This window comes from Roseibium aggregatum, assembly GCF_014692675.1.
Lineage (GTDB): Bacteria > Pseudomonadota > Alphaproteobacteria > Rhizobiales > Stappiaceae > Roseibium > Roseibium aggregatum_C.
On the sequence record NZ_JABFCZ010000019.1, the window covers coordinates 64885 to 87602 of the forward strand.

Genomic DNA, 22718 nt, shown 5'->3' on the forward strand with positions numbered 1-22718 from the left:
CGAATGGAAATCAGCAGCTCCGCAACCCGCCCGGGCGCCCCAGCCCGTTCCTTGCCGCAATGCTTGTGGATCCTTGCAAATTACCCTGCGTCCGGCTTTGACCGATATCAACGGCAGGCGTCGATCGCAGCCGTTGCGGCCCCCATGAACAGGGACACGTCAAAGCCGTAGGCCATCAGCCGGTAGCCCTGCTTGCGCGATTCGTGCACCCGCTCCGGGCTCATGCAGAAAATTCCGGCAATCTTGCCCTTGGCCCGTGTGCGCTCGGCCAGCTCCGCACAGACCTCGATGGTCTTTTCCCCGTTCGGATCCAGCTTTGCCCCGTTCGACAGGGTGAGCGACATGTCGCTCGGCCCGACGAAGATGCCGTCGATGCCGGGCACGTCCAGGATATCGTCGAGCGCGGCAATCGCTTCCGGCGTCTCGATCATGGCCAGCGCCACGGTCTCGTTGTTGGCGCTTGCCAGATAATCCGGCAGGGCCTGACCGTTTAGCATGGCCGCCCGGTGCGGTCCCCAGCTGCGCTTGCCGACCGGCGGATACTTCATCGCGTCGGCGAAGGCCCGCGCATCCTCCACGGAGTTGATCATCGGCGCGATCACGCATTCCGCACCGATATCCAGCGCCCGGCTGGCGGTCGACATCTCGCCGACCGGGATGCGGACGATCTTGTGGGCATCGGTCAGGGAGAGGAACGACAACCCTTCGCGCACGGCGCCGAAATCGTGCTGGCCGTGCTGCATGTCGAAGGTGACGGCCGGATAGCCGCTGCGGCCGAGCAATTCGGCCAGGATCGGCACGGCGAGCGACGCCCAGGCGGTCACGATGCTCTCATCGGCGCGAAGTTTGGCGGCAAGGCTCTTGGGGGAGGTCATCGGACGGTCCTTTAGTGGTCGAAATCAGGCGACATGAAATCCCCGGACCCGCCTCTGCGCAAGACCGGTTTTCGGAAAAACCGTCGCCCTCGGTTCGGAAAAAGGAAAACCCCCGCCGAAACGGCGGGGGTTCCATGAAAACCGTTGAAAAAGACCGGATCAGCCTTCGGTTCTGATCTGCTCGACGGCCTTGTGCATCAGTTCGTCCATGGTGCGGCGAATCTGATGGTCGGACTGGTCGACATTGCCCGCATCGAAATCCGCGCGGATCTTGCGGAAGACATCCTCGTCCCCCGGCTCCTCGAAATCGGCCCGGACCACGCCCTTGGCATATTCCTGTGCCTCATCGCCTTCCAAACCGAGGGCTTCGGCAGCCCATAGGCCAAGCAACTTGTTACGCCGGGCGCTTGCCTTGAACCTCAGCTCCTCGTCATGCGCGAACTTGTTCTCAAAACCTTCTTCGCGCTTGTCGAATGTGCTCATCCTGGTGTCTCCTGAACTGCGGATCGCCTCTACGACCTGAATATAGGATCGAACTGGCCCTTTCCATATCCTCGCAAGCGGCCCAAATCAACGCAAGATCAGCGCTGTGCCCCAAATGGATGAGGGAAGGCGTAAAAGCTTCGCTGTCTTTGATTGTACTTTCGGCTCCGTTCGGTTAAGTTCCGCGCCGCTAATGCGGGTCGTTTCCTCTCGGCACTGATCTATCGCTGAGGCTGGGGAGGAAAAACACAAACGCGAGTAAGACCCCGTTCAATGGATTTTCGAAACACACGGTACCTGCCAATGAACCGCCGCCGCCGAATCTATGAAGGCAAGGCCAAGATCCTGTACGAAGGCCCGGAGCCTGGAACGCTGATCCAGCATTTCAAGGACGATGCCACCGCCTTCAACGCCAAGAAACACGAAATTGTCGATGGCAAGGGCGTGTTGAACAACCGGATTTCCGAGTTCATCTTCAACAACCTGAATGCGATCGGCATTCCGACCCACTTCATCCGCCGCCTCAACATGCGCGAGCAGTTGATCCGCGAAGTGGAAATCATTCCGCTGGAAGTCGTGGTGCGCAATGTTGCCGCAGGCTCCATCTCCAAGCGCCTCGGCCTTGAAGAAGGCACCCAGCTGCCCCGGTCGATCATCGAGTTCTACTACAAGAACGACGAACTCGACGATCCGATGGTGTCGGAAGAACACATCACCGCCTTCGGCTGGGCCACCCCGCAGGAGCTTGACGACATCATGGCGCTCGCCATCCGCGTCAACGACTTCCTGTGCGGCCTGTTCCTGGGCGTCGGCATCCGTCTGGTCGACTTCAAGATCGAATGCGGCCGCCTGTTCGAAGGCGACATGATGCGCATCGTCGTCGCCGACGAGATCTCGCCCGACAGCTGCCGGCTGTGGGACACCGTGACCAACGACAAGATGGACAAGGACCGGTTCCGCCGCGACATGGGCGGCATGCTGGAAGCCTACCAGGAAGTCGCCAAGCGCCTCAGCATCCTCAACGGCAACGAGGAACGCCCGGCCCCTTCCGGCCCGACCCTGGTAAAGTAAATCCTTCTGTCTCCGGCGCCAAAAGCGCCGGAGCATATTAGTCCTGCCGCCACCGGCCCTTTCCCGCCGGCCCTTTCCCGCCGGCCCTTTCCCGCCGGCTTGGGCTGGTGTATTGAGCGGCCGGAACGAATAACGGGGTCAGCCCCCGGCTTGCGCAAGGAAGTAGACCCACATGAAAGCACGCGTGACCGTCACCTTGAAGAACGGCGTTCTCGATCCTCAGGGCAAGGCCATTGAAGGCGCCCTCGGCGGCCTCGGCTTCGGCGGCATCGGTTCGGTGCGCCAGGGCAAGGTGTTCGACATCGAACTGACCGGCTCCAATAAGGACGCCGTACGGGATGACCTTGCGCAGATGTGCGAGAAGCTGCTGGCCAACACGGTGATCGAAAACTACGCGATCGAGATCGTCGAATGACCGTCAGGCAACGCGCCGCGAACGACGACACAGTCAGGATCGTGCGGTTCGTCGCCATGAAGGCGACCATCTTCATCGTTCTGCCGATGGCGCTGTCCGCGCTTGCCGTTTATCTGATGCTCTGAAACCGAACCGGGACTGTAAGCCTGATGAAAACCGCCGTTATCGTCTTTCCGGGATCCAACCGCGACCGTGACATGTTCCATGCCCTGGAACTGATCACCGGCACCCGGCCCCTGTCGGTCTGGCATACGGAAACAACACTTCCCGATGTCGATCTCGTCATTGTTCCGGGCGGCTTTTCCTATGGCGATTACCTGCGTTCCGGCGCGATTGCGGCCCGCTCGCCAATCCTGAAGGACATGATCGCCAGGGCCAATGCCGGCGTCTCCATTCTCGGTGTCTGCAACGGTTTCCAGATCCTGACGGAAGCCGGCCTCCTGCCGGGCGCCCTGATGCGCAATGCCGGACTGAATTTTGTCTGCAAGGAAGTCCTGCTGGAGACGGTCAACAACACGACCCGTTTCTCCAACGCCTTTGCAAAAGGCCAGGTCTGGCGCTGCCCCGTCGCCCATCACGACGGCAACTATTTCGCCGATGCCGATACGCTGAAGGCCATCGAAGACAACGGCCAGGTTGTCTTCCGCTACGCGAACGGCACCAATCCGAACGGCTCCATCCACGATATTGCCGGCATCATCAATGAAAAGGGCAACGTGCTCGGCATGATGCCGCATCCGGAAAATCTGGTCGAACCGCTTCAGGGCGGCACCGACGGACGCGCACTCTTCGAAAGCCTGATATCTGCGCTTGAGACCGCGTGAGCCGGTGAGATGATCGGCGGTCTCGCCATCGCGGTCACGCTGGTCGCCGCAGCTCTGCTGTTTCACCCGCGTCTGGTCGGCTCCGCCCACTGGCGCGCCATTTCCACACCGCTCGCCTCGATCATCGGCAGCGGTTTTCTCGTTTCCGTTCCGATCCTGCGTGATCTTTCCGGCTCCTGGGCGACCGCCCTGATGGCCGGGCTTCTGGCGATCGCCTATTTCGTCGGCGCCGCGGTCCGTCACAACATCCTTCATGTGGAACCGCTGCTCAGCAACGGCCAGGCCACGCGCCCGATCCTGTCGCTTGAACGGATCTCCCACGCAGCCCTTGCCTTCGCCTATTTCGTCTCCGTAGCTTACTACCTGGTGCTGTTTTCAACCTTCCTGTTGAAACCGCTCGGTATCGGGAGCGGGACGGAGATCAAGCTGATCGTCTCCGCCTGTCTGGCCCTGATCGCCGTCGTCGGCCTGTCGCGCGGGTTCGGCGCGGAGGAAAAGCTGGAAATCTACGCCGTTTCGGTCAAGCTTGCGGTCATCGGCGGCCTGCTGGCAGCCCTGGTGGTCTATGCCCTCCATCACGTCTTTACCGGCGTGGTCTCGACCATACCCGGTCATTTCGAGGTCAAGAATGTTCCGGTTCTGCTCGGCCTGCTGATCGTGGTGCAGGGATTCGAGACCTCCCGCTTTCTCGGCGACGCCTATCCTGCGGAACTTCGGGTCCGGACCATGAAGCAGGCACAGCTTCTTTCGGCCGTCATCTATCTGGCCTTCTTCCTGGCCATGACACCGCTGTTTTCGGTCGACAGCAAGCTTGAAGGCGTCGCGGCCATCGTCGACATGCTGGCGCCGGTCGCCGCCGTATTGCCGATCATGATCATCGTCGGGGCGCTTGCCAGCCAGTCGAGTGCAGCCATCGCCGATACGCTCGGCGCCGGCGGCCTGGTCCGTGACGTCAGCGCCAAACGGATCAACATTCGCTATGCCTATCTGCTGACAGCGGCCATCGCCGCGCTGGTGACATGGGAAACGGACATCTACGCCCTGATCGCCCTCGCCTCCCGCTGTTTTGCCTTCTACTATGCCCTTCAGTGCCTTGTTGCCGCGATCAGCGCCTATCGGCTGAAACAGACAAGGCAGGCCGCCGGCTTTCTCCTGCTTTCGGTGGTCTGCGCGCTCATCGTCGTGTTCGGCGCGCCTGTGGAAGGCGAGTAGGCGCGTTCGTTCTGCGTGTCTTCCTCTCCCGACAAACCGAAACCTGGAGCCCGCCATGTCCGATATCAGACTATCCAAGGAAGATCACGCCTGGCTGGCCGAATGCATCCGGAGCTATTTCGAGACGGAGCTGGATCAGGAAATCGGCAACATGGATGCCGGCTTCCTGATCGACTTTTTCGCCGAAACAGCCGGCCCCGTGTTCTACAACCAGGGCCTGCGTGACGCCCAGGCCCTGCTGAGCCGCAAACTGGAAGATGTCGCCGACGAACTGTCGGCAATGGAAAAACTGTTGCCTTCCCGGCGCTAGAACGCTGGCAGATGTGATCGGACCAGCCCTGGCCGGATCCGGACGATTGCGACCTAATTCTTCTGCAAAAAATCGGATGACTTAGGTAAATTTACTACGTAATTTTCAAAATATTGAAACAATAAAAGCTTGGTTGAGCAATCACCAAGAAGCAACTTTCATTAAACGAATGTTCAGCATTCTGAAAAATACTTGAAAACAATGTCTTATTATTCTTGAGCGCTGGAGCCATCATCTGATGCTTGCCTTGAATTTCTTCGACCGTTTCACCCTGCGCAAACGGGTAACGGCGCTCGCAACCTGTGCGATCCTTGGCTTCGTCGCGATCGGCGTCGTTCAGTTCTGGACGGACAGAAAAAGCGAAAAGACCTCCTCCGACTATGCCGCCACGGATGCGGCCTATGAGAAACTGACCCAGCTTGAGCGGCTCATTCTCACACTGAGGGTTGCGGAGCAGAATCTGCGCGCCGAACGGCATGCGGATACTCTCCCGGGGGTTGCATCGGCGGAAGCGGATGTAAACCGGCAGCTCGCCAGGGTTCACGACGACCCGACCCTGACCGCCATCGAGCCGGAACTGGCATCGGCCCTGAAAACCTATCTCGGCGCTCTTGAGGACTATTCCAGCATCCTGTCACAACTCGGCTACCGCGACCGGCAGAGCGTGCAGATCACGGAAGAAGGCCAGGCAGGCATCGACAGCCCGACCGGCTTTACCGTCGACCTGAGCAATGCGGTGGCCAAACTGGCAACGCGCATTTCGGAAGAACTGGAATTCGACGACCAGGCCGCCGTCTTTGGTGTCAACGCAGCCTTTGAAGGGATCCGCCGCGATATCCTGATGCTCGTCAACCAGGCGGATGGCTCCTATGTCACCCTGATCGAACAGAAGTTCGCGGAGCTTCGGGATCTGCTCAAGAACGAGGATCTGGATCCCGATTTCGCCGCAACCTCAAACGGCCTTATCGACGCGCTTCAGACCCACCTCGACAATCTGGGAAAAGCCGAACTGGCGCTGGCACAGGCCGGCGACACGATCAACGCCAGTTACGACCGGCTCAATCAGGATCTGGCGGAAGTCCTGGCCGGCACGAGCGAACAGGCGAACCGCATTCGCGGCGTCATGAACGACGAACGCGCCCTCCTGTCGGGTCTGATTTTCGCCGTGGTCATCTTCACCCTGGTTGCCGTAATCGCCGCAAGCGTCCTGATCGTGCGCAGCGTCAGCCGGAACCTCGCTGATATCACCGGCGCGACCGCCGAACTGGCGGATGGAAACGTGGACTGCGACATCCCCTATACGGGACACAAGACGGAGATCGGCGCCCTGGCAAGAGCCTTGACCGTCTTCCAGGAAAACGCGCGTCAGCGGCTGCGCCTTGAAGCCGATGCGGAAGCGGAAAACGATGCGAAGGCGGCGCGCCAGCAGGAAATCGAAGCCTCGATCGCGGACTTCAAGAGCGATATCCTGCAGCTTCTCTCCACCGCGAGCGAGACCGTCTCCGGCGCGCGCCATACGGCAAACGACCTGCTGGAAGCCAACGACCGCAACGACGAGCAGGCCATTGCTGCGAACGAAGCCTCCCAGCAGGCCTCGACCAATGTCGAAACCGTCGCCGCCGCGAGCCAGCAGCTGAGCTCGTCCATCCAGGAAATTTCCGCCCAGATCGCCGCCACGTCCGCGCAGGTGGAAAGAGTCAGTGCGAGCGCCCAGGACACGAACAGGGATGTCGACGACCTGGCCCAGGCGGCGACCAAGATCGACGAAATCATCCTCTTGATCCAGGCGATTGCGGAACAGACCAATCTTCTCGCCCTCAACGCCACGATCGAGGCGGCCCGCGCCGGAGAACACGGCAAGGGTTTTTCCATCGTGGCCAGCGAGGTCAAGTCGCTTGCCAATCAGACCGCCAGCGCGACCGAGGAAATTTCCAGCCAGATCAAGGCGATCCAGCAGTCGAGCCGCTCCACCGTCTCGGCCATGACCGACATTGCCGACATTATCGGCGAAGTCCAGAACAACACCGTCGCCATTGCCGGGGCGATCGAGGAACAGACGACCGCAACCGGCGAAATCAGCCGGAATGTCCGGGAAGCGGCGGAACGCACCCGTGTGGTGGCGGACACCATTTCCAGCCTGCAGGCAACGGCCGCTGCCGCCAAGACATCGGCCGGTCAGATCCGCGACGCCTCGGAAGGCATCGACGGCATCAACAACCAGGTGAAATCTCGCATCGACGCCTTCCTGCGGAAGGTCGCGGCCGCCTGATCGGTTCCAGGTGTTTACGCCACCTTGCGCCGTTCCAGTTTGGGCGCGTGGCCATAGCGGCGCGAAAAGGCCCTGGAAAAGGCCGCTGCACTCGAGAAGCCGCACATGCGGGCAACGATCTTGACCGGGCTGCCGCCTTCCAGCTCCGCCCGGGCAATTTCCAGCCGCCAGTTGGATAGGTAAACCCCGGGCGTCGTTCCGACGACATCCTTGAACGTCAGCGCAAATTGCGTGCGCGACATGCCCCCGGTCTCCGCCATCCTCTCCAGGGCCCACTGTCCGTCCGGTTCTTCGTGAAGCGCGACCAGGACGGGGGCGAGCCGGGGATGGGCGAGCCCAGCCAGAAGCCCCACATCGGCTGCCCCGCATTCCAGCGCGTGGCGCAGGAGACGGATCACCACCACCTCGCACAACCGGTGAAACACGGCCTGTCCGCCGCAGCGCGGATCGGTCACCTCCTCGATGAGCGGCATCACCGCCGCCTCCAGATAAGGGGCGTCTGCGAGCGGAACGGAAATGCATTTCGGTAACGCTTCGACCAGGTGGTCTCCCGCCCCGCTGATCCCGATAAAGGCCGATACCTCGACCGCCTCGCCGTCCCCGCGCATTTCGGCACGGCAGCAAGGATCGGTTTCACTGCGTTTGGGAACAAAGACCAGACGCCGGGTTTCGCCGCCATTCCGGAACACGAAGAAATTCGCGGTGGGAACCTGGGCAATGCCGGCGGGAGCAATCACGGCGGTCACACGAAACCGTTCAATCAATGACGACAGCCGGTCCAGCCCGCCGTCAAATCGCGCACGTGCAACGCTTCCCATTCCGTACTCCAAATCAATAAATACGAACAAACGATTTCCGTCCGTTCATTATTCTCATTTTCGCGCTCATTGAAACTTATTTTGACCGATTGGTCCACAACAGGAGTTGAACCATGCTCACCCCCCGTCAGGCCGTCCCGGACCTGGCCGTCGAAACCGTTGCCGGCGGCACGTTCGATCTGGCCAGCGAAAACCCGGAATTCGCAACACTTGTCGTGTTCTACCGCGGCCTTCACTGCCCGATCTGCGCCACCTATCTGAAGGAACTGGAACGTCTGACGCCCGAATTCGAAAAACGCGGCGTCAAGACCGTCGCCATATCCTCCGACAACGAGGACCGGGCCCGGCAGATGGCGGAGAAGGTCGGCGCCAGCACCCTGCGCTTCGGCTACGGCCTGCCGCTTTCCAAGGCGAAGGACTGGGGGCTCTTCATTTCCACCAGCCGGGGATCCACGTCCATCGGCATCGACGAGCCGGCGCTTTTCTCTGAGCCCGGCGTGTTCCTCGTCCGCCCGGACAACACGCTCTATTTCTCCGCCATCCAGACCATGCCGTTCAGCCGGCCGCATTTTCAGGAAATGGTGGGCGCGCTGGATTTCGTGCAGAAAAGCGACTACCCGGCCCGGGGCGAATACACCGGCGCGGTGTAACCGGTTGCAAAGACCGAACCCGTCATCCGCGGTTCGACTTCCGGATCGCGGATAGATCCTTGTTCTTCAGGACGCTTCAACTGCTGGAGCATGATGAAAGAAACACGGAACCGGCGACACCCCCTACCGCGCGCAGGCATCGACACCGGCCGCGTTGGAAATGGCGATCAGTTCGGGGCGATATTCGAAATGCATGGTGTCGTAATGGTACCAGCGCCCACCCCAGATAAAGCCGTGGCGCTCGAAGATCTCGACGATCTCCAGGGGCATCCGGTTCTTGTAGACCGGGACATTGCCGGGCTTGCCCCCCGCCCAGCGCCAGTAGTCGGCATACGCGGTGTCGAGATCGATGGCTGCGCCGAAACTGTGGACCGACAAACGGTCCGTTCCGGCAATATTGCGCCAGTTGAAGGTGCCGGCACTCTTGAGCGCCGGACGGCGCAGCTTTTCCGGCAGGCTCTTCAGTTCGTCGCGAACCGCGACAAGAGCCTTGTCCACGCCGAAGGCCGTCGTGACCTGCAAAGGGCCGCCGAACCAGTCGATCGTCGTCAGCCGTCCGGCAACGTCCTTTCGGGACTTGCCGTAGAACCGCGTCATCAGGTCCTGCGAGCGGATTCGTCCGGGATCGAAGTTGACGGCGGGCCGGGTCTCGCACGGCCCATGCGGATAGAGCTGGGACAGCATGTCCTCCACGTCCCCATCGGCCAGGGCTTCGGCATGGCTCTTGGCCTTGCCGTCGTCGATCACGATCGCAGGGCCGCCGTCCTTCAGGATCAACCGGTTGCCGTCCACATGGGAGAGGACGTCCGGATAGCTGGCGATCAGAACATCCAGCCGATCGCTCAAGCTGACCTCTGCGGCCTGAACGGGTCCGGACCAGACGGCTATCTGGCCCAGTGCCAGCAGTGAAATCAGAACGGACCGGATCAATTGACGGTCACATTCACCGAATTCTCGTAGACCTCGACCCGGATCCAGACATTGTCATTGACGATCCGCCAGGCGGCGTTCGGGTCGATATAGCCGTTGAGGATCATCCGTTCCATGCGTCCCCGGTTGGCAATCGAGGCGAAGAACCGGTCACTTTCGTCGCCCCGGTCGCGAATCCCGAACTTGTGGAAGTTCGCCCGGTCCTGCCGGATGATCTGCCACGGTTCGCTCAGCCGCGCGCCTCTCGAATTGTAATGATCGGCCGGGCCGAGAAAGGCGACATAGGTTTCAAGAAGCGGCCCCTGGGCCTGCGCGCCCGGCACGCCTGCGCCGGCCAGTCCGGCTGCAACGATCGCAGTTGCCGTCAGATTTCTCAATATGCGTTTCATGGGTCGCTCCCCTTCAGAACAGTTCGGAACAGAAGCTACACCGCACACTGCAATGTCCCGTTGATACGGATCAACAAACACTGCCGAAGGCAAAGAATTCTGAAGTGAAGTCGGCCGATCAGAACTTCATCCGGTCAACGACCGCGCTTCCACGGTACGGTATTGGTATCCCAGAACGGCCGGCCGGCTTCGCGCAGGGCCATGTCACGGGTCAGGCCGATGTCGGCCAGCGCGTTATCCGGCAAATCGGCGAGCTGCTTGCGGGTCCGGGCCGCCTGGCGCCACAGGGCCACCTTCCGGACTCCGTAGGTCAGAAGGCTGACTATTGCCGCAGTTCTGGAGGTATGCGCGCTCCAGACGATATCGATCGAACTCATATTGCACCTAGTATTGCTACAATTTTGATAATTGGACTAATTGTCTCGGTTCAATCATATGAATTGACTCTAAAATTGTTGCAAGATACAAAATTGTCACCATGACAAATTGGATGCCTGATATTCCGGCCGGCAAAGGGCCGATGTACGTTCGCCTGGCAAATCGGATCGCCGATGACATTGTCACCGGCGCACTGGCGGCCGGCGCGAAACTGCCGCCGCAACGCGATCTGGCCTATGATCTCGGAATTACGGTCGGCACCGTCGGCCGCGCCTATGCGCTGGTGCGCGAACAGGGCCTTGTCAGTGGCGAGGTCGGCAGGGGCACCTATGTTCTCGGCAGCGCTCCGGATACCGACCTCGTCGAGGACCCGAAGCCGGACCTCAGATCACCAACAAACGCCGTTCCAGCCACCACGGCGGCCTCCAGCACTGTCGCCTGGACCCAGATGGCAACATCCGTTACCGATCCGGGTTTTGCCGGAACGCGAATCCCCGTACCCGCGACCGGCGCGATCCGCCTGGATTCCACCTCCGCGCCCGAAATCGGCCAGGCAGACGTCATCCGGGATCTGACGCTCCGGATCACCGCTGATTCGCCCTATGAAATCGCAAGTTACACCCGTGCTGTGCCGGACAGCTGGCGTCAGGCCGGTCAGCAATGGCTGACGCGCTCAGGCTGGCAGCCGCCGGAAGCGACCATTGTGCCGACCACGGGCGCCCAGGCGGCGATCATGGCGATCATTGCGGCGACCACCAATCCGGGCGACAGGGTCATTTTTGAGGAACTGACCTACAGTTCCATCGCCCGCGGCGCCGCACTGTCCGGCCGGCAGATCGTCCAGGTCCCCCGCGACGACGAGGGGCCGTTGCCCGACGAACTCGACAGGGTCTGTTCCCAGAAGCACCCCAAGGTCCTGTTCCTGATGCCGACCATGCACAACCCGACGCTGGGAACCATGCCCGAAGAGCGGCGCAAGGCGATCGTCGCCGTGGCGCGGCAGCATAATCTCTGGCTCATCGAGGACGAGGTTTACGGTTCCCTGAGGGAGACCGCGCTCACACCGCTGGCGGCCTTGGCACCCGAACGCACCTTCCACGTCGGCTCGCTGTCCAAGTCGGTGACCGCCGGTGTCCGCGGCGGCTGGGTGTCGAGCCCTCTTTCCCATGCCCAGCGCGTTTACACCGCCCACAAGATGCTGACCGGCGGCATTTCCTTCCTGCTGGCGGAACTCTCCGCCCGACTGGTGCTTTCCGGCGCCGCCTCCGACTTCCGGCAAAAGGTTCTGGCGGAGATCGCGGCCAGACATGACCTGGTTCAGGCCTGTCTACCCGGCCATGACATGAATTCCGCCGCCGATGCCCCGTTTTTCTGGCTAAAGCTGCCTTCGCCCTGGCTTGCCGGCAATTTCAAGACCGCCGCCGCAGCGGCTCACGTCTTGATCGACGACGAAGACGAATTCAAGCCCGGGCGGACCGGTAATGTCTATCACCGGGTCCGCATCGGCTTCAGCAATCCGCACACCCGGGAGGAAACTGCCCAGGCTCTGGAAGTCATCCGTCAGCTTCTGGAGGATTCCGGAGCCTGCTACGACAGCTTTGAATAAAGGCACCGTCTCTCAGGCACCTGACGATAAAAAGCGGCCAAATGTCTGCGTATTGGCCTGATTTGCCTCTCCCCTTCCCCGGTCTGATCTGCTAAACCCTCCGCAAAACCGCCCCGGCGCTAGAGCATCGGGCGATAACCGCCGCAAAGATCCGGACCGACATGATCCCCAACGACATCAAGATCACGCCCGAACTCGTCGAATCCCACGGCCTGAAGCCCGATGAATACGAGCGCATCCTTCAGCTGATCGGACGCGAGCCGACCTTCACCGAGCTCGGCATTTTTTCCGCCATGTGGAACGAGCACTGCTCCTACAAGTCTTCCAAGAAATGGCTGAAGACCCTGCCGACCACCGGTCCGCGCGTTCTGGTCGGTCCCGGCGAAAATGCCGGCGTGGTGGATATCGGCGACGGCCAGGCGGTGGTCTTCAAGATGGAGAGCCACAACCACCCGTCCTATATCGAGCCCTATCAGGGGGCTGCGACCGGCGTCGGCGGTATCCTGCGTGATGTCTTCACCATGGGTGCGCGTCCCGTTGCGGCCATGAACGCCCTGCGTTTCGGTGCGCCGGACCATCCGCGCACCCGGCACCTGGTGTCCGGCGTCGTTTCCGGCGTCGGCGGCTACGGCAACTCCTTCGGCGTGCCGACCGTCGGCGGCGAAGTGGAGTTTCACGCCCGCTACAACGGCAACTGCCTGGTCAACGCCTTCGCTGCCGGTCTTGCCAGGTCCGATGCAATCTTTCTGGCCAAGGCGGAAGGCGTCGGCCTGCCCGTCGTTTATCTCGGCGCCAAGACTGGCCGCGACGGGGTCGGTGGCGCGACCATGGCCTCGGCCGAATTCGACGACACCATCGAGGAAAAGCGCCCCACCGTTCAGGTCGGCGACCCCTTCACCGAAAAGTGCCTGCTGGAAGCCTGCCTGGAACTGATGGGCACCGGCGCGGTCATCGCCATTCAGGACATGGGCGCTGCCGGCCTGACCTGTTCGGCGGTCGAAATGGGCGCCAGCGGCGATCTCGGCATCGAACTGGACCTGGACAAGGTTCCCGTCCGCGAGGAGCAGATGTCGCCCTACGAGATGATGCTGTCGGAAAGCCAGGAGCGCATGCTCATGGTGCTGCGCCCGGAAAAGGAGGCGGAAGCCGAAGCCATCTTCAGGAAATGGGGCCTCGACTTCGCCATCGTCGGCCAGACCACCGACACCCTGCGCTTCATCGTCAAGCACCAGGGCGACGTGGTCGCCGATCTGCCGATCAAGGAACTCGGCGACGAGGCGCCCGAATACGACCGTCCCTGGGTGGAATGGCAAAAGCGTCCGGTTCTGGCCGCAAGCGACATTGCCGAGCCGGCGAGCTACGAGGACGCCCTCTTGAAGCTGGTCGGCGGTGCCAATGGCTCTTCACGCCGCTGGGTCTACGAGCAATATGACACGCTGATCCAGGGCAACAGCATGGCGACGCCCGGCGGCGACGCCGGCGTCATCCGTGTGGATGGCACCCGCAAGGGGCTTGCGTTTACCGTCGACGTCACACCGCGCTACTGCGAAGCCGATCCGTTCGAGGGCGGCAAGCAGGCGGTCGCCGAAGTCTGGCGCAACCTGACCGCCGTCGGCTCCGAGCCGCTGGCGGCCACCGACAACCTGAACTTCGGCAACCCGGAAAAGCCGGAGATCATGGGCCAGTTCGTCGGCTGCATCAAAGGCATCGGCGAGGCCTGCCGGGAACTCAACTTCCCGATCGTCTCCGGCAATGTCTCGCTCTACAACGAAACCCATGGCGAGGCGATCCTGCCCACGCCCGCCATCGGCGGCGTCGGCCTTTTGCCCGATGTTTCGGTACGCGCGGGTGCAGCCTTTGCGAATGAGGGCGACGCCATCGTCGTCATCGGCGGCAAGGGAACCCATCTCGGCGCCTCCCAGTACCTCGCCGACGTTCTCGGCCGCGAGGACGGCGCTCCGCCCCCGGTCGACCTGGCCGCGGAAAAGCGCCACGGCGATCTGGTCCGCCAGCTTATCGGCGGCGGCCGGGTGACCGGCGTTCACGATGTCTCCTCCGGCGGTCTCGGCGTCGCCCTGGCCGAAATGGCCATGGCCCGCGGTATCGGCGCCACCGTCAAGCTGGACGGTCCCGCCCATGCGGCCCTCTTCGGCGAAGACCAGGGACGTTATGTGGTTACCGTTGCCGCAGACCGGCTCGACGCCCTCTTGAAAGACGCTGCCGATCAAGCGATCGCGGCGGATCACATCGGCACAACCGGCGGCAGGGATTTGACTGTTGAGGGTACCCTCACCATATCCATTGCAAAGCTGAAGGAAGCGCACGAGAATTGGTTCCCGAACTACATGGCCGCGCCGTAACGGCCATGAGTGGGAATAGAGTGCGGGAAGGATAATAACAGATGCCCATGGACGCGAATGAGATCGAGACCCTGATCAAGGCCGCTTTGCCCGACGCAAAGATCGAGATCCGCGATCTGGCCGGCGACGGCGACCACTATGCAGCCAATGTCGTGTCGGAAGCCTTCCGCGGCATCAGCCGGGTGCAGCAGCACCAGCTTGTCTACAAGGCCCTGAAAGGCAACATGGGCGGAGAGCTTCACGCACTCGCCCTGCAGACGTCGGCGCCGGACTAGATCCGGCCGCGCGTCAGTTCAGAAACAGCAACGAACGGCACCGGAAGCCAAAAGGACGGAACATCATGAGCATCCAGGACTGGATCAAGAACGAAGTCGAAACCAACGATGTCGTGCTCTTCATGAAGGGCACCCCGAATTTCCCGCAGTGCGGGTTCTCCGGACAGGTCGTGCAGATCCTCGATTATGTCGGTGTGCCTTACAAGGGCATCAACGTTCTCGAAGACGACGATCTGCGCCAGGGCATCAAGGAATTCGCCAGCTGGCCGACCATCCCGCAGCTCTACATCAAGGGCGAATTCGTCGGCGGCTGCGACATCATCCGCGAGATGTTCCAGAACCAGGAACTCCAGGCAGCCTTTACCGAAAAAGGCATCGAGGTTCAGCAGAGCGCCTGAGGAAACGGGTCCACGGAATTCGTTTTTAAAGAAAGGGCGGACACCTTGTCCGCCCTTTGCTTTTGCCGACGGTCCACATTTCTCCACACCCGGACAGAGCATCCAAACCCGGCAATTTTTGCCGATTTCCTCGAATCGTCTATCATGAATGCGAGGTGAATGCCGGATTCAGGGTCAGTTCAGTCGTGTACCGCCATTCTCCGTTCATGACGCACAGGCAGACTGCTACCGTAAAGGCAGCTCGCCAAAGACATGGGAACGGGGACTATGAGGATTGTCACAGTTGCAGTCGCGGCAGCGGCCCTTGCCGGAGCGATCTATAGCTCGGCCTCCGGCCAGCAGAAGGACACCGATCTCAGGCGCATCGACTGCTCCCGCATGACGGTATTCGCTCCCAGGAGCGGAACTTCGGCGGATGACGTGTGCCGCAGCTACGGCGGCGTGGCCAAGATCGGCGCAGCCCCCTCCGAGACCGGACTGGTGATCCTTGTCCGCAATCAGCCCATGGGCGGGTTTGACGGCCAGACCACCGTGCGTTAGGCCACCATCCACCGCGACCTGTCAGACCTCACTCGGCGGCAAACAGCTTAGCCGTCATCGCAAGGCTTGCGCCGCAAGGCTCTTCGGCCTCGCCTGGCCCGGTATCGTCCGAACTGCCTCCCGGCCGCAGATTGACGAAATCATAAAGAGACCGGTCCAGGAGATGCGACGGCCGTGTGTGGGCCAGTGCGCGCGCCATGACCCCGAGACGGCCCGGCGACTGCCTTTCCCAGCCCTGCAGCATCTGCTTGATTTCTTCCCGCTGCAGCCCGTCCTGCGAGCCGCACAGGTTGCAGGGGATGATCGGAAACGCCATTCCCCGGGCGAATTTCTCGATGTCGCTTTCCGCCGAATAGGCCAGCGGACGCAGGACCAGAAGATCGCCTTCGTCATTCACCAGCTTCGGCGGCATGGACGCCAGCCGCCCGCCGTGGAACAGGTTCATGAAGAAGGTTTCCAGGATGTCTTCCCGGTGGTGGCCGAGCACGATGGCCTCGCAGCCCTGTTCGCGCGCGATCCGGTAGAGAATGCCGCGCCGCAGACGGGAACACAGCGAGCAATAGGTCCGATGCGCCGGGATCTTGTCGGTGACGATCGAGTAGGTGTCCTCGCGCACGATGATGTGCTCGATACCGTTTTCCTCAAAGAACTGCGGCAGCACATGCGCCGGAAAGCCGGGCTGGGCCTGATCCAGATTGCAGGCGATCAGGTCGACCGGTAAGAGCCCCCGCCATTTCAGCTCCATCAGCACGGCCAGCAGCGTGTAACTGTCCTTGCCGCCCGACAGGCAGACCAGCCATTTGGCAGGCTTGCTTGCCGTTTCCTTCGGCAGCATCCCGAAATCGTCGATCGCCTGACGCGCCTGGCGCAACAGCCGCTTGCGCAGCTTCTTGAACTCTACGCTTGCCGGCGCATTGCGGAACAGGGCCGGAACGTCTGCATCCGCTGCAGCTTGCTCCGCGCGCGGACTGTCGTCGATCTCTGCTTCGGGCAAGGGCGTCTGCTTTTCCATATCTCGTCTCGGGCGTCGGGATCCGTCTCCGCCGCTCAATATCGGAATGGCGGAACCGGAGCAAATTTTCTTTTGCTTCGGCTGGGAGTGGGCGCCTGGATTGCCGGTCGCCGAAACACGCTTAGCTTTGCGACATACTCAGTGTCATCCCGGCCGGAGCGCAAGCGGAGAGCCGGGACCCAGTAATCCGTTAGGCCGGTTGCTTGAGCAAAACTGACACGGCGTACTGGGTCTCCGGTCGCGCTTCGCTTGCCGGGGATGACAACCGATGAGAAGGAACCTCCATGCCTCGTGTTCAGCGTCATCCCCGAAAGCCGCCCTACTTCAGCGTTTCGCCGAAGACCTCCAGCATGGCCGACCAGGACCGCTTGTCGGCCGTCTCGTTGTACTGAAGGTTGTCCATGCCGTAGTCGCCCGCGTCCGGATTGGTGAAGGCGTGGCGTGCTCCGGAAAAGATCATCATTTCCCAGTTGGCATTGGTCCGGTCGAGACCCTTCTGAAAGGCATCGATACGCTCTGCCGGAATGAAGGCATCGTCCCGGCCGTGGGCGACGAGAACCTGGGGCTTGATCGACGTCACCGTTTCGGGCGCCGGCGGCAGCGATCCGTGGAAGCTGACCACGGCCTGCACATCCGCGCCCGCATAGGCCATCTGCATGACGGTCGCCCCGCCGAAGCAATAACCGATCGCGGCCACCTTGCCCCCGTCGACATTATCCTGGGCCTTCAGCACGTCGAGACCTGCCTGCGCGCGGGCCTGCCAGGCCTCGATGTTGGAGGTGATCTGCTTCATCCATTCACCGGCTTCCTTGCCGTGCTCGGTGACCTTGTCGTCGCCATACATATCGAGGGCGAAAGCGACATAGCCTTCCTTCGCAAGCGCTTCGGCGCGCGACTTGGCGTAATCGTTCAGTCCCCACCATTCATGCACGACCAGTACCCCCGGCTGCTTGCCGGACATCGCGTCGTCCCAGGCCAGCACGCCCTTCAGTACCGTGTCGCCGTCCTTGTATTCGATCGTTTTCGTCTGGACCTCGGCCTGTGCGCCAAAGGCGGAAAGTCCCGCACCACCCGCGAGAACCAAAGCCACGGCAAACCGGAATATCTTCTGCATCTGTCGTCCCTCCATTTTTCGATGTACCCGGCCATTGCGGTCACGCGGCACGGTCAAACAGAAAAAACATAGGCTTGGCGCCGGCGGGCATAAAGTGCCTTTGCCCCCAACTGCAGTAACGGTTCCGTTACGGCACCATCCGGACAAACAAAAACCCCGCCGGAATGCGGCGGGGTCTTCGTTTCGATAAAAGCTTTTTGGAAACGGTGGCCCGCTTCCTTCGCCCGATCAGCGCGAGTAGAACTCGACCACCAGGTTCGGTTCCATCTGCACCGGATACGGCACGTCGGAGAAAGCCGGAACGCGGGTGTAGGTCGCGGTCATCTTGTTGTGATCGGCGTCGATGTAATCCGGCACGTCACGCTCTGCGGACTGCACGGCTTCCAGAACCAGAGCCATCTGCTTGGAGCGGTCACGAACTTCGATCACGTCGCCCGGACGAACGCGGTAGGACGGGATGTTGACCCGCTTGCCGTTCACCTTGACGTGGCCGTGGTTGATGAACTGGCGCGACGCAAAGACCGTCGGCACGAACTTGGCGCGGTAGATGATGGCGTCGAGACGGCGCTCGAGGAGGCCGATCAGGTTTTCCGACGTATCGCCGCGCATACGGGACGCTTCGTCATAAACCTTGCGGAACTGCTTTTCGGAGATGTTGCCGTAATAGCCCTTCAGCTTCTGCTTGGCGCGGAGCTGAACACCGAAGTCGGACAGCTTGCCCTTGCGGCGCTGACCGTGCTGGCCGGGGCCGTATTCACGCTTGTTGGCCGGGCTTTTCGGACGACCCCAGATGTTTTCGCCCATCCGGCGGTCGATTTTGTACTTTACGCTATGGCGCTTCGACATCGCGGTTTCCTTTGATTTCGCGTTGTTCTTACAAGGAAACGCGCCCTCCTTTGTCTCTCTTCCGGACGTATCTTAAAGAGGAGAGACCGACAGGGACCTGGCTAGACTGCGCCGGCCGGATGCCCACGGGTGCGTGTTGACCGCAAACATGACGTTCACGGATCGCGGCGTGTTACCCAAACCCGGCCTGAATGTCAATCGCTCTTGCGGTTTCCCGCCGGCGTTCTCGCGGGTTTCCGCAGGGCTTCAACCCTCCTACAACCCAAAATGCGTGCACTCAGTGCATTTAATGCGCCTTAAAATCGGCCATAATCGCAGAAGTCTGCGGAATAGGATTTATGAAACAAACTACCAGCGGTAGAATTAATGCATTCATTTAGAAATTTTTAAGTGCGTATCCGCAGTATCGCCACAATTGTTACACTGTCAAAATTTGGGAGGCGGACGGCAGCCAGACGGGCAGCCGGTTTCTTCCCCGATTTCGTCCGGAGGCACCGCATTGAGCCCCGCTGTTCAAACCTCGCTGGATAACTTCGATCAACTGCGCGAAATTGCCGCCCGCGGCCTCGCGGTGAACCATATTGTCAACTCGGTCACTTATGCCTTTCAGCCGATCGTCGACCTGGGCAGCGGCGTTGTCTATGCCTATGAGGCCCTTGTCCGCAATCTCGACGAACTCGGCTTCAAATACCCCGAACAGCTTTTTGACTTCGCCTTCAACGCCGGTGTCCTGCCCGAACTGGAATACCGTCTGTTTGAAAAGGCGCTTGCCGACTTCTGCCACCTGCCGATGGCCCGCGGCACCAAGCTCTTCTTCAATATAGACGGCCGCGATCTGGGCCAGGGCGACGATCCCCGGATGAAGCTGGACGACGCCCTTCCCCAGTTCGGCCTGTCGCCCAGCCAGATCTGCCTGGAGCTTTCCGAACGCCACAAGGACGCCTATAGCGACATAACCGATCATGCGCTGAGCAACCTGCGCCAGAGAGGATTTCTCCTCGCCCTTGACGATTTCGGCCGCGGCTTTTCGGACCTGCGCCTGCTGCACGATATCTCGCCCGACCACGTCAAGATCGACCGCTTTTTCCTGAGCAGCATCGATGCCGACCCCCGGCGCAAGATGTTCGTGACCACCGTTGCCAATCTGGCCCATGTGCTCGGCGCCCGCGTGGTTGCGGAAGGGGTGGAAACCGAGCGGGAATACAAGGCCTGCCGGGACGCCGGCTGTGACATGATCCAGGGCTACTATGTCGCCAGACCCTTTATAGAAAAGTCCGAAGCCAAGCTCTTCTACGATCATATCCGCGGTCCGATCTTCGGCGGGAAACGCCAGGAGGAGGAGACCCGGATCCGGAACGAGCTTCTGGAACTTCCGACCGTCCCGTTCGACGCCTCCATGCGCGACCTGCTCGATCTTTTCGTCAGCGACCAGGATATCAGCGTCATCCCGGTGGTCGATTCCAGCAACGAACCGCGCGGCCTGATCCACGAACGCGACCTCAAGGCTTATCTTTATGCCGGCGGCTCGGACGAGGATGACTACGACGCGGCTCTGGACCTGCCGCTCCGGAGCTTCGTGCGCTCCTGCCCGATCGCCGACATCGATTCCAACGCGGACATGCTGCTGGTGACCTTCGCCTCGTCGCTGAATTCCGACGGCATCCTGATCACCCAGAATTTCCGCTATGTGGGCTTCCTGTCGGCGACGTCGCTTCTGAAGATCATCCACGAAAAGCGTCTGGAGGAAGCCCAGGACCAGAACCCTCTGACAAGGCTTCCGGGCAACGGCGCCGTCAATCGCTTCATTATCGATGCCGCCCGCCCCCGCAATACCATGCGGCACCTGTGCTATTTCGACTTCGACAATTTCAAGCCCTTCAACGACACCTACGGCTATCGCCAGGGCGACCGGGCCATCATCCTGTTCGGCGAGTTGCTGCAGCGCCATGTAACCGGATCGGGCACCTTCCGCGGCCACATCGGCGGCGACGACTTCTTTGCCGGCTTCCTGTCCGGCGACCAGACTGAAATCGCGGCGAAGATGCTGTCGCTGAAACGGGCCTTCAAGTCGGATGTCGAGAGCTTCTACGAGCCCGAACACCGCGAACAGGGCTATATCGAGGCCGTGGACCGATTCGGCTCGAACCGCCTGTTCTCGCTTCTGGACTGTTCGATCTCGATCATCTCCCTGCCGCCGAACACGACAATGCATCCCGATCAGCTCAACGACGCCATGGCGGCGCTGAAGCGGGAGGCCAAGCGCTCTGACGACGGCCTCGCGGTCAGAACGCTTGAAGCTTACGAAACCGTCGACGTTTCAAAAAGATAATCCGAATCCTGCGAGAAAACGGCTGAGTTCGGGCGTGCTCGTTCCGGAGGTAAAGATGGCGACGTCCGGCTTGGCGGACGGTACACCGTTCATGTCGCCGTCCAGCACCCGGTAGACCTGACGGGCGATCGCCTCCGCCGGGTCGAGCCAGTCGACCGGCCAGGGCGCAATCCGGCGGAAGCGGTTGGCCAGGAACGGATAGTGCGTGCAGGCGAGGACCACGATATCGGTTCTCCGCCCCCCCTGCTCCAGAAAACAGTCGCTGATTTCGGCAAGCAGGTCCTCATCGCCGACCGCCTGCCGGCGCACGTGCCGTTCCGCCAGTTCCGCCAGCCGGTCGGATCCGACCAGACGGACATGGCACCGGCTGGCGAAGGTCTCGATCAGTGAGCGTGTATAGGCGCGCTTGACGGTTCCGGGCGTTGCCAGCACCGAAATAAGCCCCGAGCGCGTCTGTTCCGCCGCCGGCTTGATCGCGGGTACGGTACCGACGAAACGGGTGTCCGGATAGGCCGCGCGAAGATCGGCACCGGCCAGCGTGAACGCCGTGTTGCAGGCAATGACGATCGCCTTCGGATCGTGTTCGCCAATCAGGCGCCCGAACAGATCCAGAAGCCGGGCCTTCAGCGGTTCCTCTTCCCAGGCGCCATAGGGAAAGCCGCCGTCGTCGGCCACATAAAGCAGCCGTTCATAGGGCAGCGCCAGACGAACTTCCCGCAAAACGGTCAGCCCTCCAATTCCGGAATCGAATACGAGAACTGGCCGGTCTGCCTCAGTCATCGGATCAAATGTCCTGTTGGTCGTCCGTTTCTTCGGGCCTTGGCCGACCCTTGCGTTTTTCAAGGGCGGCCACGACCCCGCGCAGGGCGCGGACTTCCTGGTCGGTAAGCTGCGCCTTCTGGAAGATATTGCGCAAGGTTCTGACCATATGAGGGCGTCTTTCGGGCGGCCGGAAGAAAGTCACGCCATCGAGCGCCCCTTCCAGGTGCTCGAAGAAGCGGAAGAGGTCATCCTTTGAAGCCGGCGGGTTTTCCTCTTCGCTCAGGCGGAAGGGCAGCGCCCCGGAGGTCGCCGTCTTGCGCCACTCGTAGGCGCAGACCAGAACCGCCTGGGCGATGTTGAGGGAAGCGAACTCCGGATCGACCGGCAAGGTCACGATCTCGTCGGCAAGCGCCACTTCGTCATTGTTGAGACCCCAGCGTTCGCGGCCGAAGAGATAGCCGGTCGCAAGACCGTCGGCACCGAGCCCGACAACCTTTGCCGCCGCCTCGTCCGGCCCGCGCACGGGCTTTGCCACCTCGCGCGAGCGTGCGGTCGTCGCATAGACGAAGCTCAGGTCGGCAATGGCCGCCTCGACGCTGTCGAACACCTGCACGTGGTCGATCACATGATCTGCCCGGCTGGCGGCCGCCCGCGCCTTTTCGCTCGGCCAGCCGTCGCGCGGATTGACGATCCTCAGATCGGTCAGGCCGAAATTCGCCATGGCGCGCGCGGCCGTGCCGATGTTCTCGCCGAGTTGCGGCTCGCACAGGATGACGGCCGGCGGCTTCACCATCACCTGCCGCGCCTCATCGCGGATATTTGCGTTTCTGCTCATGGAAGGGGCATGTAGCC

Annotated in this window: 25 protein-coding genes; 14 read left to right on the forward strand and 11 right to left on the reverse strand. The window is 61.4% G+C overall.

All coding sequences use genetic code 11. The features are described 5' to 3' along the window. Positions 1-107: 107 nt before the first annotated feature. A complete protein-coding gene (locus tag HK439_RS17215) occupies positions 108-875 on the reverse strand; it encodes an HpcH/HpaI aldolase family protein (protein WP_190292752.1) in 768 nt (255 codons plus the stop codon). 159 nt (positions 876-1034) lie between these two features. Further along, a complete protein-coding gene (locus HK439_RS17220) occupies positions 1035-1358 on the reverse strand; it encodes a DUF1476 domain-containing protein (protein WP_190292753.1) in 324 nt (107 codons plus the stop codon). A 273-nt stretch (positions 1359-1631) separates the two neighbouring features. On the opposite strand from HK439_RS17220, the gene purC reads away from it, so the two are divergent. The 7 genes from purC (at position 1632) to HK439_RS17255 (ending at position 7459) form a co-directional block, all read left to right on the forward strand. Further along, a complete protein-coding gene (purC, locus tag HK439_RS17225) occupies positions 1632-2429 on the forward strand; it encodes a phosphoribosylaminoimidazolesuccinocarboxamide synthase (protein WP_190292754.1) in 798 nt (265 codons plus the stop codon). A 172-nt stretch (positions 2430-2601) separates the two neighbouring features. After that, positions 2602-2844: a phosphoribosylformylglycinamidine synthase subunit PurS gene (gene purS / locus HK439_RS17230; RefSeq protein WP_190292755.1), complete on the forward strand. Its 243-nt coding sequence runs from the start codon at positions 2602-2604 to the stop codon at positions 2842-2844. Further along, positions 2841-2969 carry a phosphoribosylformylglycinamidine synthase-associated small membrane protein gene (locus HK439_RS26955; RefSeq protein WP_190292756.1) on the forward strand — a complete coding sequence of 43 codons (129 nt, stop codon included), beginning with the start codon at positions 2841-2843 and terminating at the stop codon, positions 2967-2969. The genes purS and HK439_RS26955 overlap by 4 nt, the downstream gene beginning before the upstream one ends. A gap of 24 nt (positions 2970-2993) precedes the next feature. After that, positions 2994-3668 carry a phosphoribosylformylglycinamidine synthase subunit PurQ gene (gene purQ / locus HK439_RS17240; protein WP_190292757.1) on the forward strand — a complete coding sequence of 225 codons (675 nt, stop codon included), beginning with the start codon at positions 2994-2996 and terminating at the stop codon, positions 3666-3668. A gap of 9 nt (positions 3669-3677) precedes the next feature. Beyond that, the gene (locus tag HK439_RS17245) at positions 3678-4880 is read left to right on the forward strand and encodes a hypothetical protein (RefSeq protein ID WP_190292758.1); all 1203 of its coding nucleotides are present in this window, start codon (positions 3678-3680) and stop codon (positions 4878-4880) included. A 55-nt stretch (positions 4881-4935) separates the two neighbouring features. Continuing rightward, positions 4936-5190, forward strand: a complete 255-nt coding sequence (locus HK439_RS17250; RefSeq protein ID WP_190292759.1) for a DUF2164 domain-containing protein — start codon at positions 4936-4938, stop codon at positions 5188-5190. Between the two features lie 238 nt (positions 5191-5428). Next, positions 5429-7459: a methyl-accepting chemotaxis protein gene (locus HK439_RS17255; protein WP_190292760.1), complete on the forward strand. Its 2031-nt coding sequence runs from the start codon at positions 5429-5431 to the stop codon at positions 7457-7459. 14 nt (positions 7460-7473) lie between these two features. Here HK439_RS17255 and HK439_RS17260 read toward each other — a convergent pair whose 3' ends face one another. Beyond that, positions 7474-8277 (reverse strand): AraC family transcriptional regulator, encoded by an 804-nt coding sequence (locus HK439_RS17260; RefSeq protein WP_190292761.1) that lies wholly within the window; start codon positions 8275-8277, stop codon positions 7474-7476. A gap of 113 nt (positions 8278-8390) precedes the next feature. Here HK439_RS17260 and HK439_RS17265 point away from each other — a divergent pair, with 113 nt between their 5' ends. Continuing rightward, on the forward strand, positions 8391-8927 hold the full coding sequence (locus HK439_RS17265) for a peroxiredoxin-like family protein (RefSeq protein ID WP_190292762.1): 537 nt from the start codon (positions 8391-8393) through the stop codon (positions 8925-8927). A gap of 123 nt (positions 8928-9050) precedes the next feature. Here the strand turns inward: HK439_RS17265 and HK439_RS17270 are convergent, their stop codons facing one another. The 3 genes from HK439_RS17270 to HK439_RS17280 all read right to left on the reverse strand — a co-directional run bounded on the left by HK439_RS17270 (position 9051) and on the right by HK439_RS17280 (position 10623). Beyond that, positions 9051-9773, reverse strand: a complete 723-nt coding sequence (locus HK439_RS17270) for a M15 family metallopeptidase (protein ID WP_235987984.1) — start codon at positions 9771-9773, stop codon at positions 9051-9053. An 80-nt stretch (positions 9774-9853) separates the two neighbouring features. Beyond that, positions 9854-10246, reverse strand: a complete 393-nt coding sequence (locus HK439_RS17275; protein ID WP_190292763.1) for a hypothetical protein — start codon at positions 10244-10246, stop codon at positions 9854-9856. A 134-nt stretch (positions 10247-10380) separates the two neighbouring features. Continuing rightward, complete coding sequence (locus HK439_RS17280) at positions 10381-10623, reverse strand: DUF1127 domain-containing protein (protein ID WP_190292764.1); 243 nt, start codon at positions 10621-10623, stop codon at positions 10381-10383. Positions 10624-10724: 101 nt separating this feature from the next. Here HK439_RS17280 and HK439_RS17285 point away from each other — a divergent pair, with 101 nt between their 5' ends. The 5 genes from HK439_RS17285 to HK439_RS17305 all read left to right on the forward strand — a co-directional run bounded on the left by HK439_RS17285 (position 10725) and on the right by HK439_RS17305 (position 15803). Beyond that, a complete protein-coding gene (locus HK439_RS17285; protein ID WP_190292765.1) occupies positions 10725-12230 on the forward strand; it encodes a PLP-dependent aminotransferase family protein in 1506 nt (501 codons plus the stop codon). Between the two features lie 161 nt (positions 12231-12391). Then, a complete protein-coding gene (gene purL, locus HK439_RS17290; RefSeq protein WP_190292766.1) occupies positions 12392-14590 on the forward strand; it encodes a phosphoribosylformylglycinamidine synthase subunit PurL in 2199 nt (732 codons plus the stop codon). A gap of 41 nt (positions 14591-14631) precedes the next feature. Further along, entirely contained in the window at positions 14632-14865 is a 234-nt protein-coding gene (locus tag HK439_RS17295; protein WP_190292767.1) for a BolA family protein, read from the forward strand. 65 nt (positions 14866-14930) lie between these two features. Beyond that, positions 14931-15263 carry a Grx4 family monothiol glutaredoxin gene (gene grxD / locus HK439_RS17300; protein ID WP_190292768.1) on the forward strand — a complete coding sequence of 111 codons (333 nt, stop codon included), beginning with the start codon at positions 14931-14933 and terminating at the stop codon, positions 15261-15263. Positions 15264-15530: 267 nt separating this feature from the next. After that, complete coding sequence (locus HK439_RS17305) at positions 15531-15803, forward strand: antitermination protein (RefSeq protein ID WP_190292769.1); 273 nt, start codon at positions 15531-15533, stop codon at positions 15801-15803. Positions 15804-15831: 28 nt separating this feature from the next. On the opposite strand, the gene ttcA is transcribed toward HK439_RS17305, so the two are convergent. The 3 genes from ttcA to rpsD all read right to left on the reverse strand — a co-directional run bounded on the left by ttcA (position 15832) and on the right by rpsD (position 18775). Next, positions 15832-16815, reverse strand: a complete 984-nt coding sequence (ttcA, locus tag HK439_RS17310) for a tRNA 2-thiocytidine(32) synthetase TtcA (RefSeq protein WP_190292770.1) — start codon at positions 16813-16815, stop codon at positions 15832-15834. Between the two features lie 319 nt (positions 16816-17134). Then, a complete protein-coding gene (locus tag HK439_RS17315) occupies positions 17135-17929 on the reverse strand; it encodes a dienelactone hydrolase family protein (protein ID WP_190292771.1) in 795 nt (264 codons plus the stop codon). 228 nt (positions 17930-18157) lie between these two features. Beyond that, complete coding sequence (rpsD, locus tag HK439_RS17320) at positions 18158-18775, reverse strand: 30S ribosomal protein S4 (protein ID WP_190292772.1); 618 nt, start codon at positions 18773-18775, stop codon at positions 18158-18160. A gap of 499 nt (positions 18776-19274) precedes the next feature. Between rpsD and HK439_RS17325 the strand changes: the two genes are divergently transcribed. Further along, complete coding sequence (locus HK439_RS17325; RefSeq protein WP_209011896.1) at positions 19275-21104, forward strand: EAL domain-containing protein; 1830 nt, start codon at positions 19275-19277, stop codon at positions 21102-21104. Here the strand turns inward: HK439_RS17325 and murI are convergent. Further along, positions 21093-21947, reverse strand: coding sequence for a glutamate racemase (gene murI / locus HK439_RS17330; protein ID WP_419247594.1), 855 nt, complete (start codon positions 21945-21947; stop codon positions 21093-21095). The two genes, HK439_RS17325 and murI, sit on opposite strands and share 12 nt — an antisense overlap. Continuing rightward, on the reverse strand, positions 21889-22701 hold the full coding sequence (locus HK439_RS17335; RefSeq protein ID WP_190292774.1) for an RNA methyltransferase: 813 nt from the start codon (positions 22699-22701) through the stop codon (positions 21889-21891). Before HK439_RS17335 ends, murI begins: the two co-directional genes overlap by 59 nt. Positions 22702-22718: the final 17 nt, after the last annotated feature.